The sequence below is a fragment of the Defluviitoga sp. genome, assembly GCF_035349255.1.
Taxonomy (GTDB): Bacteria; Thermotogota; Thermotogae; order Petrotogales; family Petrotogaceae; genus Defluviitoga.
On the sequence record NZ_DAOPSE010000012.1, the window covers coordinates 29,003 to 47,302 of the forward strand.

At 33.3% G+C, this 18,300-nt stretch carries 17 protein-coding genes; 13 read left to right on the plus strand and 4 right to left on the minus strand.

Features of this window, described 5'->3' with window-relative positions; translation table 11 throughout:
* The first annotated feature begins 45 nt into the window (after positions 1–45).
* Genes ilvD through PKN74_RS04640 form a run of 10 tightly spaced genes read left to right on the plus strand, consistent with a single transcriptional unit; the run spans position 46 to position 12,151 of the window.
* Complete coding sequence (gene ilvD / locus PKN74_RS04595) at positions 46–1,701, plus strand: dihydroxy-acid dehydratase (RefSeq protein ID WP_472309075.1); 1,656 nt, start codon at positions 46–48, stop codon at positions 1,699–1,701.
* 18 nt (positions 1,702–1,719) lie between these two features.
* Complete coding sequence (gene ilvB, locus PKN74_RS04600) at positions 1,720–3,414, plus strand: biosynthetic-type acetolactate synthase large subunit (protein ID WP_472309077.1); 1,695 nt, start codon at positions 1,720–1,722, stop codon at positions 3,412–3,414.
* Between the two features lie 11 nt (positions 3,415–3,425).
* The gene (gene ilvN, locus PKN74_RS04605) at positions 3,426–3,926 is read left to right on the plus strand and encodes an acetolactate synthase small subunit (protein ID WP_472309079.1); all 501 of its coding nucleotides are present in this window, start codon (positions 3,426–3,428) and stop codon (positions 3,924–3,926) included.
* Between the two features lie 55 nt (positions 3,927–3,981).
* A complete protein-coding gene (gene ilvC, locus PKN74_RS04610; RefSeq protein WP_472309081.1) occupies positions 3,982–4,974 on the plus strand; it encodes a ketol-acid reductoisomerase in 993 nt (330 codons plus the stop codon).
* A 14-nt stretch (positions 4,975–4,988) separates the two neighbouring features.
* Positions 4,989–6,524 (plus strand): 2-isopropylmalate synthase, encoded by a 1,536-nt coding sequence (locus PKN74_RS04615; protein ID WP_472309083.1) that lies wholly within the window; start codon positions 4,989–4,991, stop codon positions 6,522–6,524.
* Positions 6,525–6,541: 17 nt separating this feature from the next.
* Complete coding sequence (gene leuC / locus PKN74_RS04620; RefSeq protein WP_472309085.1) at positions 6,542–7,801, plus strand: 3-isopropylmalate dehydratase large subunit; 1,260 nt, start codon at positions 6,542–6,544, stop codon at positions 7,799–7,801.
* Positions 7,798–8,289 (plus strand): 3-isopropylmalate dehydratase small subunit, encoded by a 492-nt coding sequence (gene leuD, locus PKN74_RS04625; RefSeq protein WP_472309087.1) that lies wholly within the window; start codon positions 7,798–7,800, stop codon positions 8,287–8,289. Before leuC ends, leuD begins: the two co-directional genes overlap by 4 nt.
* Positions 8,290–9,339 carry a 3-isopropylmalate dehydrogenase gene (locus PKN74_RS04630; RefSeq protein ID WP_472309089.1) on the plus strand — a complete coding sequence of 350 codons (1,050 nt, stop codon included), beginning with the start codon at positions 8,290–8,292 and terminating at the stop codon, positions 9,337–9,339. It begins immediately after the preceding gene.
* 5 nt (positions 9,340–9,344) lie between these two features.
* A complete protein-coding gene (gene cimA, locus PKN74_RS04635) occupies positions 9,345–10,940 on the plus strand; it encodes a citramalate synthase (RefSeq protein WP_472309105.1) in 1,596 nt (531 codons plus the stop codon).
* A 29-nt stretch (positions 10,941–10,969) separates the two neighbouring features.
* A complete protein-coding gene (locus PKN74_RS04640) occupies positions 10,970–12,151 on the plus strand; it encodes an aminotransferase-like domain-containing protein (protein WP_472309091.1) in 1,182 nt (393 codons plus the stop codon).
* A gap of 597 nt (positions 12,152–12,748) precedes the next feature.
* On the opposite strand, the gene PKN74_RS04645 is transcribed toward PKN74_RS04640, so the two are convergent.
* A complete protein-coding gene (locus tag PKN74_RS04645; RefSeq protein WP_472309107.1) occupies positions 12,749–14,020 on the minus strand; it encodes a Glu/Leu/Phe/Val family dehydrogenase in 1,272 nt (423 codons plus the stop codon).
* A 331-nt stretch (positions 14,021–14,351) separates the two neighbouring features.
* On the opposite strand from PKN74_RS04645, the gene PKN74_RS04650 reads away from it, so the two are divergent.
* Genes PKN74_RS04650 through PKN74_RS04660 form a run of 3 tightly spaced genes read left to right on the plus strand, consistent with a single transcriptional unit; the run spans position 14,352 to position 15,529 of the window.
* Complete coding sequence (locus PKN74_RS04650) at positions 14,352–14,912, plus strand: RNA polymerase sigma factor (protein ID WP_472309093.1); 561 nt, start codon at positions 14,352–14,354, stop codon at positions 14,910–14,912.
* Entirely contained in the window at positions 14,909–15,088 is a 180-nt protein-coding gene (locus PKN74_RS04655; RefSeq protein ID WP_472309095.1) for a hypothetical protein, read from the plus strand. The genes PKN74_RS04650 and PKN74_RS04655 overlap by 4 nt, the downstream gene beginning before the upstream one ends.
* A gap of 15 nt (positions 15,089–15,103) precedes the next feature.
* A complete protein-coding gene (locus tag PKN74_RS04660; protein WP_472309097.1) occupies positions 15,104–15,529 on the plus strand; it encodes a SoxR reducing system RseC family protein in 426 nt (141 codons plus the stop codon).
* A 124-nt stretch (positions 15,530–15,653) separates the two neighbouring features.
* Here PKN74_RS04660 and PKN74_RS04665 read toward each other — a convergent pair whose 3' ends face one another.
* From PKN74_RS04665 to PKN74_RS04675, 3 genes are all read right to left on the minus strand, one after another.
* On the minus strand, positions 15,654–16,832 hold the full coding sequence (locus PKN74_RS04665) for an ABC transporter ATP-binding protein (protein ID WP_472309099.1): 1,179 nt from the start codon (positions 16,830–16,832) through the stop codon (positions 15,654–15,656).
* A complete protein-coding gene (locus PKN74_RS04670) occupies positions 16,832–17,851 on the minus strand; it encodes an ABC transporter ATP-binding protein (protein WP_472309101.1) in 1,020 nt (339 codons plus the stop codon). Before PKN74_RS04670 ends, PKN74_RS04665 begins: the two co-directional genes overlap by 1 nt.
* Positions 17,852–17,867: 16 nt before the next feature.
* Positions 17,868–18,300 (minus strand): ABC transporter permease (locus PKN74_RS04675; protein WP_472309103.1); only part of this gene is annotated, 433 nt, incomplete at its 5' end.

Here is an 18,300-nt window from a genome sequence, read left to right on the forward strand (position 1 = left end):
CCGGGGGTTTTTTGTTTTTATTTTCAAAAAGCGGGAGGTGTTGAGTTGAATAGTGATCAAATCAAAAAAGGAGTCGAAAAGGCTCCTCATAGGTCTCTCTTATATGCACTAGGACTAACAAAAGACGATCTTAACAAACCCATAATAGGGATTGCTCATTCGGGAAATGAAATTATTCCTGGACACAAGCACCTAAACGAATTGTGCGAATTCGTTAAAAAAGGTGTTTCCTCTGCAGGAGGAGTTCCTCTTTCTTTTTCAACTATTGGAATATGTGATGGCATAGCTATGGGACATATTGGAATGAAATATTCTTTGCCTAGTCGCGATTTAATAGCAGATTCCATTGAATCCGTTGTAAGAGCTTATCAATTTGATGGTCTTATTTTAATACCTAATTGTGACAAAATAGTCCCAGGAATGTTAATGGCTGCATTAAGATTGAACATTCCTACAATCCTCGTCAGTGGTGGCCCAATGCTTGCTGGTAATTATAAAGGACGAAAAGTTGATTTACATGATATGTTTGAAGCTGTAGGTTCTATAAAAGCTGGCAAAATTTCTCTCGAAGAGTTGGAAGAGTTAGAAAAGTCTGCTTGCCCAGGATATGGTTCCTGTGCGGGAATGTTCACTGCTAATTCCATGAATTGCATTACAGAAGCTCTTGGTATTGCTCTACCAGGAAACGGAACTATACCCGCAGTTTTTTCAGAAAGAAGAAGATTGGCTACAGAAAGTGGACAAAAAATAGTCGAACTCGTAAATAAGGGAATCAAAATTTTAGATATTATTTCAAAAAAATCTATTGAAAATGGCTTAACTTTAGACATGGCCCTTGGTTGCTCAACAAATACAGCTCTACATTTGCCTGCTATAGCTCATGAAGCAGGAATAAATTTTAACTTGGACATTATCAATAAAATTAGTGGAAGAACTCCTCATCTTTGCAGTTTAACCCCTGCTGGTATAAATCATATCGAAGACCTTTATTTTGCTGGCGGAATACCCGCAGTAATGAAAGAATTGTCTAAAAAAGGTTTACTGCACTTAGATTGTCTAACAGTAACTGGAAAACCTCTTAAGGAAACAATTGACTCGGTTAAATTTGTTGATCATAATGTTATAAGACCTATCGAAAATCCTTATCACAAAGATGGAGGAATAGCTGTTTTAAAAGGTAATATAGCCCCTGAGGGAGCTGTTGTAAAGCAAATCGCTGTTGCGGAAGAAATGCTAATTCATAAAGGTCCTGCTAAAGTTTTTAACAAAGAAGAAGAAGCAATTAAAGCAATATTTGAAGGCAAAATTAAAGAAGGAGATATTGTTGTTATTTTATATGAAGGACCAAAAGGTGGACCAGGTATGAGAGAAATGCTTGCAGCTACCTCAGCCCTAGCTGGAATGGGCCTTGATAAAAGTGTCGCCTTGATAACCGATGGAAGATTTTCTGGAGCTACTAGAGGTGCAGCTATTGGACATGTGTCTCCAGAGGCAGCAGACGGTGGCCCAATAGGGATTGTAAAAGATGGAGATATTATAAGCATAAATATTCCTGAGAAAACTCTTAATTTGGAAATTTCGAACAAGGAAATGAAGGAAAGAATCAATACATTCAAACCAATTATTTCTGAGATCAATGGATACCTTGGACGATACAGCAGAATGGTTCAACCTTCAAATAAAGGTGCTTTTTTAATGTAAATCTGTGGAGGTGTTTTTATGGCTTTACTCTCCGGAGCGAAGATTCTAATTGAATCTTTACTAAAAGAAGGTGTCGAAATTATATTTGGTTACCCAGGAGGAAAAGTAATTCCACTTTATGATGAATTATACGATGCTCCAATCACGCATGTGTTAGTCAGGCATGAACAAGCGGCTGCTCATGCCGCTGATGGTTATTCTAGAAGCACTGGAAAGGTTGGTGTTTGCATAGCAACATCTGGGCCAGGAGCAACAAATTTAGTTACAGGAATTGCTAACGCTTATATGGATTCAGTACCAGTTGTTGCTTTTACTGGACAAGCTCCAACACATTTAATTGGAACTGATTCTTTCCAAGAAATTGATATTAGAGGAATAACTCTTCCAATTACTAAACATAATTATATGGTAACAAATATAAAAGATCTTGCAAGAGTTGTAAAAGAAGCGTTTTATATAGCCAGAACTGGTAGACCTGGTCCAGTACTTATTGACTTGCCTGTTGATGTGATAAAAACAAATTTTGATTATCACTATCCTGAAAAAGTCCACCTACCTGGATATCAACCCACATATGAAGGCAACTATATGCAAATAAAGGCTGCTGCAGAAGTTATAAATAATTCCTTTCGACCGGTAATTTTTGCTGGAGGAGGTGTAATAATTTCCAATGCTTCTGATGAATTAAAAACTCTATCTAAAACTGGAAAAATACCAGTTGCTAATTCATTAATGGGTTTAGGATCATTTCCTTTGACAGATGAGTATTCATTAGGAATGGTTGGCATGCATGGTACCAAATATGCAAATTATGCAATCTCTGAAAGCGATCTAATCATAGCAATTGGGGTTCGTTTTGATGATAGAGTAACTGGTAGAGTGGATAAATTTGCTTCTAAAGCAAAAATAATTCATATCGATATTGATCCTGCAGAGATTAACAAAAACATCAAGGTTGATATTCCAATCGTTGGTGATGCAAAAACAATTTTAAACAAATTAATACCTCTAATAAAAACCGTAGAAAGAACGGAATGGTTAGAAACAATCAAAGAATGGAAAAGAGATTATCCTTTATCTTATGAACACAGGAATTCAAATATCAAACCTCAATATATAATAGAAAAGTTAAACGAAGTTTTAAGTGAAAATTCGATAGTTGTAACTGACGTAGGGCAGCATCAAATGTGGGCTGCACAATATCTTAAATTCCTAAAGCCTCGCTCTTTTATATCCTCTGGTGGGCTTGGAACTATGGGTTTCGGCCTTCCAGCTAGTATAGGAGCTCAGTTCGGAAATCCTGATAGACCAGTTATTTGTATATCAGGAGATGGAGGTTTTCAAATGAACTTACAGGAATTAGCAACAATAAGTAACAATAATCTTCCAATTAAAATGATCATTTTTAACAACAGTACATTAGGCATGGTAAGACAATGGCAGGAACTTTTTTTTAATGAAAGGTATTCACATACATTGATTAAAAATCCTGATTTCATAAAAATAGCAGAAGCTTATGGAATTAAAGCTTTAAAAGTTACTGACAAAAATGACGTCGACAAGGCTATAAAAGAAGCTTTAAATTACAATGGCCCAATGTTATTAGATTTTGTTATCCCACAAGATGAGAATGTATTTCCTATGGTTCCTGAAGGTGCCTCCTTGGAGGAAATGTTAGATTATAGAAAAGTTCTTAAAGAAACGGAAATATGAGGTGATGTATGATGAAGCATATACTTTCTGTAACTGTTTCTAATCAACCTGCGGTACTTGCTAGAATTTCAGGATTATTCAGTAGAAGAAACTTTAATATACTAAGTTTAAACGTAGGTGAAACTGAAAAACCTGAATTTTCAAGGATGACTATTGTGGTAGAAGGAGACGATCATACCCTTGAACAAGTCAAAAAACAGTTATATAAATTAATAGATGTTATAAAAGTTACTGAATTAAATCAAGCTAATATGGTTGAAAGAGATATGGCTCTGATAAAGGTTAATTGTAACAAAAATATGCGTACTCAATTAATTCAAGTGGTAAATGTATTTCGTGGGAAGATAGTTGATCTCTCGCCAGAAACTGTTACGGTTGAAGTTACAGGTGACGAAAGTAAAATTAATGCATTAATAGAATTGCTAAAAGATTTCGGTATAAAGGAAGTGGTTCGTACAGGTATAGTGGCTTTAGATAGAGAACTTCCCTCTACAACGAAAGTAAAAAATTAATTACTCATTGATATTTAAATACAGACATAAATACTTGAAAAAGGAGAGGATAGGAATGTTAGAAATTTTTTATGAAAAAGACGCAGATTTGAATGTTTTAAAAGGTAAAACTATTGCTGTATTAGGTTATGGAAGTCAAGGACATGCACAAGCTCAGAATCTTAAAGATAGTGGTTTAAAAGTTATTATTGGATTAAAAAAAGAAAGTAAAAGCAGAAGTATTGCTCAAAAAGATGGCTTTGAAGTATATGACACCGCTGAAGCAGTTAAAATGGCAGATATCATTCAAATACTTATTCCTGATGAAGTTCAAAGTGATGTATATAAAAAAGATATAGAACCTAATCTAAAAGAAGGAGATGCAATTGGATTTTCTCATGGCTTCAATATACACTTTGGTCAAATAGTCCCTCCAAAAAATGTAGACGTTTTTATGGTCGCTCCTAAAGGTCCTGGACACTTGGTTAGAAGAATGTTTGTTGAAAATAAAGGTGTACCAGGTTTGTTAGCTATAGAACAGGATTTTACCGGAAAAGCCAAAGAGATAGGGTTAGCTTATGCTAAAGGAATTGGATGTACAAGGGCAGGAGTGATAAAGACTACCTTCAAAGAAGAAACTGAAACCGATCTATTTGGGGAACAAGCAGTACTATGCGGTGGATTAACTTCTTTAATAAAAGCTGGTTTTGAAACCTTAGTAGAAGCTGGTTACCAACCAGAAATTGCTTATTTTGAATGTCTAAATGAAATGAAATTGATTGTTGATTTGATTTACGAAGGTGGACTTAAAAAGATGAGGTATTCGATAAGTGATACTGCACAATATGGAGATTTAACGGTTGGTCCTAAAATAATTGACGAAAATGTAAAGAAAAAAATGAAGGAAGTTTTAGAAAATATTCAAAATGGAAATTTTGCCAAGGAATGGATACTAGAAAATCATGCAAATAGGCCTGTATTTAACTCTTTAACGAAAAAAGATAATGAATCTCTTTTAGAAGAAGTAGGAGAAAAATTGAGAGCTATGATGCCTTGGATCGAAGAATAGGAGTGTGATATCTCTTGAAAAAAATTAAAATTTTTGATACTACTTTGAGAGATGGGGAGCAATCTCCTGGAGTAAATTTAACTAAGGAAGAAAAGTTAGCAATTGCTGAACAACTCTCAATGCTTAAAGTAGATGTAATTGAGGCCGGATTTCCAATATCTTCACGCGGCGACTTCGAGAGTGTTCAAACAATAGCAAAAAAAATTAGAGATGTAGAAATTGCTGCTTTAGCTCGTGCAAATTACAAGGATATTGATTGTGCCTGGGAAGCTCTTCAAGATGCAGAAAACCCCAGAATTCATGTTTTTATTGCGACATCCCCAATTCACATGAAATATAAACTTAACATGACTCCTGATCAAGTTTTAGAAAAGGCGGTTGATGCAGTCAAATATGCTTCTAAATATACTCCAAATGTAGAGTTTTCTGCTGAAGATGCGTCACGAAGTGATTTAAAATTTCTATACTTGATCTTTGAAAAGGTTATAGAAGCAGGTGCTACTGTAATTAACGTTCCTGATACCGTTGGTTATGCAATTCCTCAAGAATTCGGAGAATTAATCAAAAAAATTAAAGAAAATACAAGATGGATAGATAAAGTTGAACTAAGCGTGCATTGTCATAATGATCTCGGAATGGCTACTGCTAACACTGTTGCAGCCGTGATAAATGGTGCAGATCAGGTTGAAGTTGCAGTAAATGGTATCGGTGAAAGGGCTGGAAATACCGCTTTAGAAGAGGTAATAATGACTTTTGTTACTAGAAAAGACTTCTTCAAAGACATTATTGTCACTCAAGATACTACTCAAATTATAAAATTAAGCACTATGGTTTCAAATTTTACAGGAATGCCTGTTCAACCCAACAAAGCAATTGTAGGTAAAAATGCATTTGCTCATGAATCAGGAATTCATCAAGATGGCATGATTAAAGAAAGAACTACTTATGAAATAATGGATGCTAAAAGCATAGGATTAAAAAATAACGCCCTTGTTCTTGGAAAGCATTCTGGTAGACATGCTTTCAAAGAATACTTGAATGCTTCAGGATATAAAGTAGATGAAGAAACTTTCGAAAAATTATTTAACAAATTCAAAAATCTTGCTGACAAAAAGAAAAATCTATCAAATGCAGATATAGATGCCTTAATTAGTGACGAAATTTATAAAGTTGAAGATTATTTTATTCTTGAATATGTCTCTGTTAATACTGGAAATACTGTACTACCAACCGCAACAATAAAAATCAAAGTTGGAGATAATTTTGTAGAAAAAGCAGCATGTAGCGGTGACGGACCGATAGATGCGATCTTTAAAGCAATAAATGAAGTTGTTGCGATTCCAGATATATCTCTTGTTTCCTACAAAATCGAGGCTATTACAGAAGGAACTGACGCTCTTGGTGAAGCAATTGTAAAACTTAAAATAGAAGATGAAGTCTATACAGGACGTTCCGTTGAATCAGACGTAACTTACGCTAGCACTTTAGCGTATATAAATGCTTTAAACAAATATGTTGCTAACAAACAAAGAAGATTCAATAATGTGTGAGAAAGAGAGGATATGATATGACAATTGTAGAAAAAATTTTAGCCTTACATTCTAATAAAAGTTCGCTTAGGCCAGGAGAATTAGTTAACGCTAAGGTAGATTTAATTTTAGGAAATGATGTAACTGCTCCGGTAGCTATCAAAGAATTTCGAAAGATAGGAATTAGTAAAGTATTTGATAAAGATAAAGTTGCACTTGTACCTGATCATTTCACGCCTAATAAAGACATTCAATCAGCTGAAAATTCTCTTATGATGAGAAATTTTGCAAAAGAAATGGAAATAACTAATTATTTTGAAGTTGGGAGAGTAGGAATAGAACATTGTTTACTTCCTGAAAAAGGATTGGTAGCACCTGGTGAAATAATTATTGGTGCTGATTCCCATACCTGTACTTATGGTGCGTTAAATGCTTTTGCCACGGGTGTAGGAAGTACTGACATTGCAGCAGCTATGGCAACAGGATATTTATGGTTTAGAGTTCCTGAAACAATTAAAATTATATATACAGGAAAATTAAGAGAATGGGTTAGTGGAAAAGATCTTATATTATATACCATTGGACAAATTGGAGTGGATGGTGCATTATATAAATCTATAGAATTTATGGGAGATACTATTAAAAATCTATCAATCGATTCAAGAATGACTATGGCAAATATGGCTATTGAAGCTGGTGCAAAGTGTGGCCTATTTGATTATGACGAGAAAACTGAAGAATATTTAAAGAACAGAGTTACTCGAAATTACGTACCTGTAACAAGTGATAGTGATGCGGTTTACGAAAAGATTCTTAAATTCGATGTTTCAAATTTAGAACCTCAAGTTGCTTTTCCTCATCTTCCAGAAAATACAAGAGCTGTGCAAGAAGCTAAAAATATTAAAATTGATCAAGCCGTTATAGGATCTTGTACCAATGGCAGAATGGAAGATTTAAGGATAGCAGCAAAATTACTCAAAGGTCATAAAGTACATCCAGATGTTAGATGTATCATTTTTCCGGGAACCCAAGAAATCTACAAAAATGCATTAAAAGAAGGACTTATAGAAATTTTTATAGATGCTGGTGCTGCGGTAAGTACTCCAACCTGCGGGCCTTGTTTAGGTGGACATATGGGAGTTTTAGCAAAAGGAGAAAGAGCCGTTTCTACCACAAATCGAAATTTTGTTGGTCGTATGGGTCATCCCGAAAGCGAAGTGTACTTAGTAAATCCAGCCGTTGCTACTGCCTCTGCCATTGTCGGTTATATTGTACATCCCGAGGAGGTCTTAAAATGAAATTAAGAGGCAAAGTTTTTAAATATGGAGACAATGTCGACACAGATGTCATTATACCAGCTAGATATTTAAATAATCCTAAACCTGAAGCATTAGCACAACATTGTATGGAAGATATTGATAAAAATTTTGTAAAAGAAGTAAAAAAAGGTGACATTATAGTGGCGGGTAAAAACTTTGGTTCAGGAAGTTCAAGAGAACATGCACCGCTTGCTATAAAAGCAGCTGGAATATCGTGTGTTATTGCCGAAAGTTTTGCAAGAATATTTTATAGAAACGCTATAAATATTGGTTTACCAATTCTAATATCTAAAGAAGCTTCCCAAAACATTGAAAATGGAGCTATAGTTGAAATAGATTTATCTACAGGCCTCATAATAGATCTTAACGCTAATAAAGAATATAAAGCCGAACCGTATCCAGAATTTTTACAGGAAATAATTGAGGCTGGTGGTCTAATAGAAAAAATCAAAAGGGAGGTTAGTTAATTGCCATCAATTGCAATAATACCCGGAGATGGAATTGGCCCAGAGGTTGTAAAGGAAGGTTTAAAAATATTAAATTATTTTAATGATCAATACCAATTGGGCTTCAAGCTCGAAGAATTTGATCTAGGAGCAAAAAGATATTTAAATAGTGGAGAATTAATTCCTGACTATATATTGAAAAAGTTAGAAACTTTTGATGCTATTTATCTTGGAGCGGTTGGAGATCCTAAAGTACCTGCGGGCATTTTAGAACACGGAATACTACTTAAATTACGTTTTTATTTCGATCAATATGTAAATCTGAGACCAATTAAATTATTAAATAACCGATTTTCACCCTTAAAAAACAAAGGGGTTGAGGAAATTAATTTTACTGTTGTTCGAGAAAATACTGAAGGCCTTTACGCAGGAATTGGAGGTTTTCTAAAAAAAGGGACTCCAGATGAAGTTGCCATACAAGAAATGGTGTGCACTAGAAAAGGGGTAGAAAGAATTATCAGATATGCTTTTGATTATGCCAAAAAAACAAATGGAAAAGTCACTTTATGTGACAAGAGCAACGTATTAACTTATTCTCACAATCTATGGTTAAGAGTATTCGAAGAAGTAAAAACTGAATATCCGAATATTGCAACAGACCATTATTACGTTGATGCTATAACTATGAAAATGGTAAGAAATCCCGAACTGTTTGATGTCATTGTGACTTGTAATATGTTCGGAGACATCATAACTGATTTAGGTGCGGAATTACAAGGTGGAATGGGCCTAGCCGCATCGGGAAATATTAATCCAAAAACAGTATCAATGTTCGAACCGATACATGGTTCAGCCCCCGATATAGCTGGTAAAGGAATAGCTAACCCAATAGCGGCTATTTTAGCGGTATCTATGATGCTTGAATATTTTAATAGAAATGATTTATCTGAAAAAATTGAAAATGCAATTAAAATTGTTATTGAAGAAAATAAATTAACACCTGACATGGGGGGTAAACTCGGAACTAACGAAGTTGGGGATGAGATATTAAAAGTTTTAAAAAGAGGGTGATTCAAATTTTTGAACCTAAACTTTTCGATACTACATTGAGAGACGGAAGTCAAGGTGAAGGAGTTTCTTTTTCTATTGGGGACAAAATAAAAATAACCCAAAGATTAGATGACTATGGAATTCACTACATTGAAGGAGGATGGCCAGGTTCTAATCCAAAAGACGAAGAATTTTTTATAAAAGCTCAAAGCCTCAACTTAAAAAACAGTGAATTAGTAGCCTTCAGTTCTACCAAAAAAATTGGTATCAATGTTGAAGATGATGTTAATATTAACAAACTAATTGCCGCAGGGGTAAAAACTGTAGTAATATTTGCCAAAAGCTGGGACTTTCATGTATTTGAAGCTTTAAATATCTCTTGTGAAGAAAATTTAAAACTTATCGAAGACACCATAAAATATTTAAGGCACTACGGATTAAATGTTTTTTTTGATGCTGAACATTTTTTTGATGGATTCAATAATAACGCAAAGTATGCTATGAAAACTCTTCAAGTTGCACAAGATTCTGGGGCTAGTACAATAATCTTATGTGATACAAACGGAGGCCAAATACCTTCGAGAGTAAAGGAAATTATCAAAACTGTTAAAAAAGAAATTAATGTGCCATTGGGAATACACGCTCATAATGATTCTGGCTTAGCAGTTGCAAATAGTTTATCAGCTTTTGAGGAAGGAGTAGAACAAATACAAGGAACAATTGGTGGATTAGGAGAAAGATGCGGCAATACAGATCTATCAGTACTTATTCCTGTTTTAAAGTTTAAATATAATCTACATTTAGAAAATATAAAACTTGAAAAAACAACATCTTTGTATAATTTTGTCATGGAAATAGCGAACTTAACGCCGGAAAATAGAAAACCATTTGTAGGAAGAAGTGCTTTTACACATAAAGGTGGAGTTCACGTCAGCGCTATTTTAAAAAATCCTCTAACTTATGAACATATAGCTCCAGAATTAGTGGGAAATGAGCGAAGAATCCTTGTCTCAGAGTTATCAGGAAAAAGCAATTTAAAATCAAAATTGGAAGAATTGGGTTTTGACTTGTCACAATTCTCTGAGGTACAAATTAAAAATCTAACTGTAAAGATAAAAGAATATGAACATCAAGGGTACCAATTCGAAGGAGCAGATGCTTCTTTAAAGTTGTTAGTCATGAGAGAATTTTATGATTATATACCTGACTTTCAAGTAGAAAATTTCAAAATTCTTAGTTACAATTTCGGTGAAGAAACAAGCACTGAAGCTGTTATTAAATTAAAGGTTAAAGATAAAGTTGTACATGCTGTTTCAGAAGGAGATGGACCGGTAAATGCTTTGGACTGTGCATTAAGAAAAGCTTTAGAGGAATTTTTCCCTATTTTAAAAGATATAAAACTTATAGATTACAAAGTACGCGTATTAGATAGTTCTCTTGGCACTGCTTCAAAGGTACGCGTGTTAATCGAAACTAAAGATTCTGAACGAACTTGGACTACTGTGGGTGTTTCGTCAAATATTATCGAAGCAAGTTGGGACGCTTTAATAGATAGTATTGAATATGGCCTGTATATTAATAATTGTTCAGAAACCAAAATATATTCTAATATCAAAAGTTAAATAAAATTAACTAGATGGGTGGGGTGGATATGGAAAATATTTTCGCGAAACGTATGGATAACGTTCCTTCATCTTTTATCAGTGAAATTCTGAAGTTAATAGACGATACAGAGATTATTTCTTTTGCAGGCGGCCTGCCAAATAAAGATCTTTTCCCTGTAAAGGAAATCAGAAATGCTGCAAATTATCAATTAGAAAATTACGGAACCGAAATCTTACAGTACAGCACAACAGAAGGTTATCTTCCTTTAAGAGAATTTATTGCCGAAAGATATAACAAAAATAAGAACCTAAACATTTCGGCAGAAAACGTTCTAATTACCCATGGATCTCAACAAGCATTAGACTTAATTGGAAAAGTTTTTCTTAATGATAATGATGCCGTAGCAATAGAAGAACCCGGTTATCTTGGCGCAATTCAGTGCCTATCAATTTTTTCTAAAAACTTTGTTCCTATAAAATTAGAAAATGACGGTTTAAATTTAGAAGAACTTCATATTGCATATGAAAACTTTTCTCCTAAAATAATATACACTGTACCCAATTTTCAAAACCCTACTGGCATTTCTTATAGCTTTGAAAAAAGAAATAAGATCGTTGATTTATTAAAAAGCTATAATACATTTATAATCGAAGACGATCCTTACGGAGAATTAAGATATGAAGATGAAGAAATAGAATCTTTTGGTAAATTATTGCCAGAACAAACAATACTTCTTGGTTCATTCTCCAAAATAGTGGCTCCCGGATTTAGAATAGGATGGCTGATTGCACCTGATAAAATTATGGATAAATTTGTGATTGCAAAACAAGCGGCTGATTTACACTCTAATTATGTTGGGCAGAGAATAATATATCAATACCTGAAAGACACAGATCTTGATAAACACATTTTAGATATAAAGGCAACGTACAATTCACAAAGATTAACTATGATTGAAAGCATAGAAAGATATTTTCCTAAATCTGTAGAATTTACAAAACCAAATGGTGGCATGTTTTTATGGGTTACCTTGCCAAAAAATATTTCGGCAGTTAATCTTTTAAATCATTCTATAGAAAAAAAGGTCGCTTTTGTTCCAGGAGATCCTTTTTATGTGAAAAAATCTGATGTCAATACACTCAGATTAAATTATTCTTGCTCTGATGAAAAAACTATTGAAGAAGGAATAAAAAGATTGGCTATTTGTATAAAAGAATTAATTAAATGAAATTAACGCAACAGTTACTTTTCGCTTTTTCTTTGAATCTTTTTAGTAGAAAAAACATCTTTTATTCCTAACAAAAATATAATTATGGAAAAAATTATTCCTAAAGTTAAACTTTTTAAACCAGAAATTAAATATCCAAATGAGACCGCATTCAAAATCCACGAAATTAGTAAGAAAATATTGTTATAGTAAATACTTTTTAAAGATGCAAATAATGCAGATAAGTTCATTAAAATATAGAAAATAGATGGATTGAAAGAATTTAAATATGCAAAAAAAGAAAAAACTAAAGAAATTAATAACAAGACATTACTAAGTTTATTGTAATGCTTTTTTTTATAACAAAGTAAAAGCAAAAAAGAAAGTAAAACCACGGAAAAAATCCAACAGGGTAAACTAATAAGAAAGTAGGCAAGCCCAAGATTTACAAAAACGAAAATTAATAGAGAAGCCATCTTATTTTTGTCACTCCTTTTAGTAGACGATATCCTAGTAAATTTATACAAGAAGATACAAAATTAATAATTAAAAACCTCTCCCTTTCTCTCATAAAAAGAAAGGGACGTTTTTTGAATATTTTATTGTCTCTTATATTTATCAGGGATAAATACCTCTCAATCTTGTTGCAGTTGCTACCCTGTCAATAGCCTTAATATAAGCTGCAGTTCTCATATCTATTTCATATTTTTCCATTGTTTTAACCACATCATAAAAGGCATTGATCATCTTTTTTTGAAGGGCAGATCTGACATCATCTAACTCCCAAAAATTCCACTGCATACCTTGTAACCATTCAAAATAGGAAACTGTAACCCCTCCAGAGTTAGCTAGAAAATCAGGAACTATAAAAACATTTTTAGATAAAAGAATTTCGTCGGCTTCCGGAGTTAAAGGACCATTGGCGCCTTCTACTATCAATTTTGCACGAATATCTTTACTGTTCTCATGTGTTATAACATTTTCCATAGCGCACGGAGAAAGTATGTCAACATCTAAAGTTAACAGTTCTTCATTTGATATTTCCTTAAAACCTTCTTCATTAACCTCTAATAATAATTTTTTCCTGCTTTTAGTTCTTTCCATTAATCTTCTAATTTGTGTTGAAGTAAATCCGTGTTCATTGTATAATCCACCACTTATATCCGAAATTGCGATTAATCTCATCTTAGTTTCCTCTGTTAAAGTCAATGCTAAATTTGAGCCTACATTCCCAAAACCTTGAATAGCAACGGTAATTTCTTCGTCTTTTTTATTTAATCTGCCTTTATTTCTTAAATATTTTACTGCTTCTTGAAGACATATATTAATCCCTCTTCCAGTTGCTTCAGTTCGACCTACGGATCCACCTATTTCTACAGGCTTTCCTGTAACTATTCCTAGTGAAGTATGTCCTTTACTCATAGAATAAGTGTCCATATACCATGCCATCACTTGCCCATCGGTATTTACATCTGGAGCTGGTATGTCAACTTCTTCACCCAATATTATCTGTATTTCATAGAAGAATCTCCTTGACAATCTCTCTAGTTCTGAAATCGATAACTGAGTTGGATCGACTGTAACACCTCCCTTAGCTCCACCATAAGGAATATTTACTACTGCAGATTTCCATGTCATCCAAAAAGCTAAAGCTTTTACTTCATCTAATGTAACATTCTGATGATATCTAATCCCTCCTTTGGCTGGCCCCAAAGTCATATTATGTTGAACTCTATATCCTGTAAAAACTTTTATTGAACCGTCATCCATACGCACAGGAAAGTTTACAATTAACTCTCTTTTAGGTTTTATCAAAACTTCTCTAAGGTTGGCATCTAGTTCCATAATGCTTGCCGCTCTATCAAATTGTTTTACAGCGTTATCAAACATACTAACTTTTTTCTCTTCCTGCATTATAAGTACCCCCTTAACAAATTTTAGATATTTTTAAAATCTGCTATCGCTCATTTTGTCGTCTTTACAATTTTCAATCTTTTAAAAACCTATCAACTTAACTTTTTAGAAAACATTTTATAAGACTAAAAGGCAAAAAAAGATAACTTCTTTTTTGTATTAAAGTTAGTTTTTATTATTTTATCATTTTTATTTAAAATTTTAAAAAAATTCTCGAAGTTTAACCACTTTTAGTGATCAAATTTTACAGCTCTTCCTAAAGTATGCTATAATTATTTTAGACTAATTCATGATGGAGTTGATTTTTTTGACTGATGAGAAGTTAGTGGAAGCATTAAAAAAAGGCGATCAAAATGCTTTTAAAATACTTTACGATGAATATGCTCCTAAGATATATGGTATATTAAAAAATTACGTTAGACCCAATGAACTTGAAGATGCTCTTCAAGAGGTTTTTGTAAGAATATTAAAAGGTATAAATAATTTTGAAGGTCGCTCTAAATTGTCCACTTGGATATATAGAATAGCTGTAAATGTTGGTAAAGATTATTCAAGAAATTACAGTAAGGAAATTGAAAGACCTATGGATTTGGATAGTGAAGAGCCTGAAACCTATAATGTACAGCCAGTATCCGATACAAACGTTAAAAAAGAAGTTTTTAATGAACTTAGCTATGAAATGATATTAGAAATTATGGAACAATTAGATGAAGATGAAAGATTGCTGATCAAATTACGAGATATAGATGGTTTAAGCTACAATGAAATAGCTGAAATAGCTGATCTCCCTTTAGGAACCGTTAAAAGCAAACTTCATTACGCTAGAAAGAAACTTAAGAAACTGATTGAGGAGGCGAATTTAATATGAACAATACAGATGAACAAATGTGGTTTGATTTTTTAGACGGTAAATTAAAAGAAAGTCAATTAGATGAGCATTGCAGAAAATTAGCAAACTTATATTATCAATTAATTAACTGCTACTTTTCATGCGAAAAAAGCATTTTGGAAAACGTGAAACTTAAAATTGCTTCACAAGAATAAAGAAGGTGCAGTGCAGTGAAGGAAGTAATGGACGTAATTGATATAGACAATGATTACATCTATCTAAAAACTTTAAGAACAGAAGCGTGTGGTAGTTGCTCAATTAGAAATAGTTGTAACATTTTAGGAAGTTCTAACGAACTTAAACTCAAGGCGAAAAAAACCGACAATTTAAATAATATTAACATTGGAGATAAAGTCGTTGTAGAGTTGCCAAATGTACCTGTAGTAAAATTATCTTTTATTGCTTATGGACTACCCTTGATTGTCTTTTTAGCGTCTGTTATACTCTTTTATCTTTTGGGTTTTTCCGACTTAAATTCATTTCTAATTGGTTTACTATGTACTTGTTTCATATATATATTTATTCGAATATATGACAAGAAAAAAATCAAAAATAAGTATCTTCCTACCATTATAGAGAAATTTGAGGAAAACTGAAACACTCTAAACTAAAACAAATAGATAAAAACACATTAATATTACAACCACTCTGGAGATACACAAGTGCCAGAGTGTCCTTATAAATATAATGTTAGATGTTATTAAATGAATTTGGTTATTGCTAAATCTTAAATTCACCAGGAAAAAAGCATGACACATAGTGATTGTCAGATATCTCATTTAATGATGGTTCTTCTTTTGAACAAATTTCTTTTGCCACGGGACATCGAGGATGAAATCTACAACCAGATGGTGGGTTTAACGGACTGGGAACATCTCCTTCCAGTACTACCCTTTTCTTCTTTACTTCCGGATCTGGAATAGGAATAGCTGACATCAAAGATACTGTATATGGGTGTAGAGGATTATCAAAAAGCTCTTTTTTTAAAGTCAATTCTGCTATTTTTCCAAGATACATCACGGCAATTTTATCGCTAATATGTTTAACAACAGCTAAATCATGAGCTATAAATACAAAAGTTAAACCATATTCATTCTTTAAATCCACTAACAAATTTATAATCTGTGACTGAATTGAAACATCCAATGCAGATACTGCCTCGTCTGAAATTATTAATTTTGGATTGACAGCTAATGCACGAGCAATTCCAATTCTTTGTCTTTGGCCACCTGAAAATTGGTGGGGATAACGATAAATATAATCTTTAGACAATCCCACAATTTCCATCAAATGTGCAACTCTATCACGTATTTCTTGATTAGTTCCCATTTTGTTAACTTTCATTCCCTCTCCAATTATTTCAATAATTCTTAATCTTGGATTCAATGAAGAATAGGGATCTTGAAAAATAACCTGAGCGTTTTTCCTGAAGTATCTTCTTTTTTCAGTAAGATCTTTCATCATATCCTGTCTAATTCCAGTTTCTCCTTGTTCAAAATATATCTCGGCATACTTCTTGTCAATTTCTTTATTAAGATTTTTTATAACTTCATCCAGTGAACCAAACTCTTGTTTCATCTTTTCAAATCTATCAGCGTACATTATTTTTATGTATCGTTTTGCTTCAGTGGTTGTCATAAACCACGGAGTGGTATCTTCTTCTTCTAAAATTATTCTTCCAAAAGTAGGTTCGTAGAGTCTCAAGATAGTCATTCCAGTTGTACTTTTTCCACAACCAGATTCTCCCACTAAGCCTAAAGTCTCGCCTTCATGAACTTTAAAAGAAATATCATCTACTGCTTGAACTTGAGCTACAACTCTCTTAAATACCCCAGCTCTGACAGGAAAGTATTTCTTTAAGTGTTCAACTTCTAATATAACCTTTTCATTTTCAGGCATCATCTTTCACCTTCTTTTACCTTGTGCATTTCTCGTAGCATCCTGTCAATGTGCCAACATCTAGAAAAATGATTTTCCTCAATTTCTTCTAAATTTGGATTTTCCTCGACACATTTCTCATCAGCAAAGAAACATCTGTTAGAAAATTTACACCCTTTAGGAAAATTTAAAGGATTTGGAACAACACCCGGTATTGATAGCAGTCTTTCTTCATCCTTGTCAATACGCGGAATTGAATTCATAAGCCCCCATGTATATGGATGTCTGGGCTTTTTAAAAATAGTAATAATATCCGCTGCTTCAACAACCTCTCCACCATACATAACAATAGCTCTATCCGCCATTTCAGCTACAACACCAAGATCGTGTGTAATGAAAATTATTGACATTTGAAATTCTTTTTGTAAATCTTTCATTAATTCCAATATCTGGGCTTGTATCGTTACATCTAATGCAGTTGTTGGTTCATCCGCTATCAAAATTGAAGGATTACAAGATAAAGCCATTGCTATCATAGCTCTTTGTCTCATTCCCCCTGATAACTCGTGAGGATACTGATCAATCCTTCTTTCTGGTTCAGGAATTCCAACTTTTCTCAATAAATCTATGGCTTTTCTCCGAGCTTCTTGTTTATTCATATCTAGATGCAATTCTAATGATTCTATTATTTGATCTCCAATAGTAAAAACTGGATTCAAGGCGGTCATAGGTTCTTGAAATATCATCGATATTTCTTTACCTCGTATCTTTCTTAATTGATTGTCAGATAAAGACAAAACATCATTATCTTTATATTGAATTTTACCTTCTTCTATCCATCCATTCTCGTCTAATAATCTAATAGTACTTAAAGCCGTTACAGTTTTACCTGATCCTGATTCTCCTACTATGGCGAGTGTTTCTCCAGGATATAATTCGAAACTAACGCCATTAACGGCCTTTATTATGCCATCTTCTGTTTTAAAATGCACATGTAAATTTTCTACTTTAAGTAAGGGTTTTTCATTATTGTTCAACATTTATCCTCCCTTCGCTTTAATGTCTCATTCTCGGATCAAAAACATCTCTTAAGGCGTCTCCTAACAAATTCCACCCTATGACAAAAAGTATCATTGCAATTCCCGGATATAATATAGTAAACCAATATTGAGTAGGATTAGTTCCTCCAATTATCCAATCTCTTGAATAAGACAAAATTGATCCCCAGTCTGCATAACCTTGAGGAGCTCCCAAACCCAAAAAACTCAAGGCAGCCGCAGTTATAACCATAGAACCAATTCTCATTGTAGCATTTATCAAAACTGGAAAGATTGTATTAGGCAAAATATGCTTAACTATTATGAAAAAGTCACTAACCCCTAATGCTTTTGCTGCCATAACATACTGTTCATTCTTAGCTTGAAGTATATTCCCTCTTATAAGTCTCGCAGTAACCATCCATCCAAATACAATAAGCGCGATCATCATA

Bases quoted from the DNA above. Each gene is read 5' to 3' on its own strand.
- ilvB (WP_472309077.1), top strand. From the start codon at position 1,720: ATGGCTTTACTCTCCGGAGCGAAGATTCTAATTGAATCTTTACTAAAA.
- ilvN (WP_472309079.1), top strand. From the start codon at position 3,426: ATGAAGCATATACTTTCTGTAACTGTTTCTAATCAACCTGCGGTACTT.
- ilvC (WP_472309081.1), top strand. From the start codon at position 3,982: ATGTTAGAAATTTTTTATGAAAAAGACGCAGATTTGAATGTTTTAAAA.
- leuC (WP_472309085.1), top strand. From the start codon at position 6,542: ATGACAATTGTAGAAAAAATTTTAGCCTTACATTCTAATAAAAGTTCG.
- leuD (WP_472309087.1), top strand. From the start codon at position 7,798: ATGAAATTAAGAGGCAAAGTTTTTAAATATGGAGACAATGTCGACACA.
- PKN74_RS04640 (WP_472309091.1), top strand. From the start codon at position 10,970: ATGGAAAATATTTTCGCGAAACGTATGGATAACGTTCCTTCATCTTTT.
- PKN74_RS04645 (WP_472309107.1), bottom strand. From the start codon at position 14,020: ATGTTTGATAACGCTGTAAAACAATTTGATAGAGCGGCAAGCATTATG.
- PKN74_RS04655 (WP_472309095.1), top strand. From the start codon at position 14,909: ATGAACAATACAGATGAACAAATGTGGTTTGATTTTTTAGACGGTAAA.
- PKN74_RS04665 (WP_472309099.1), bottom strand. From the start codon at position 16,832: ATGCCTGAAAATGAAAAGGTTATATTAGAAGTTGAACACTTAAAGAAA.
- PKN74_RS04670 (WP_472309101.1), bottom strand. From the start codon at position 17,851: ATGTTGAACAATAATGAAAAACCCTTACTTAAAGTAGAAAATTTACAT.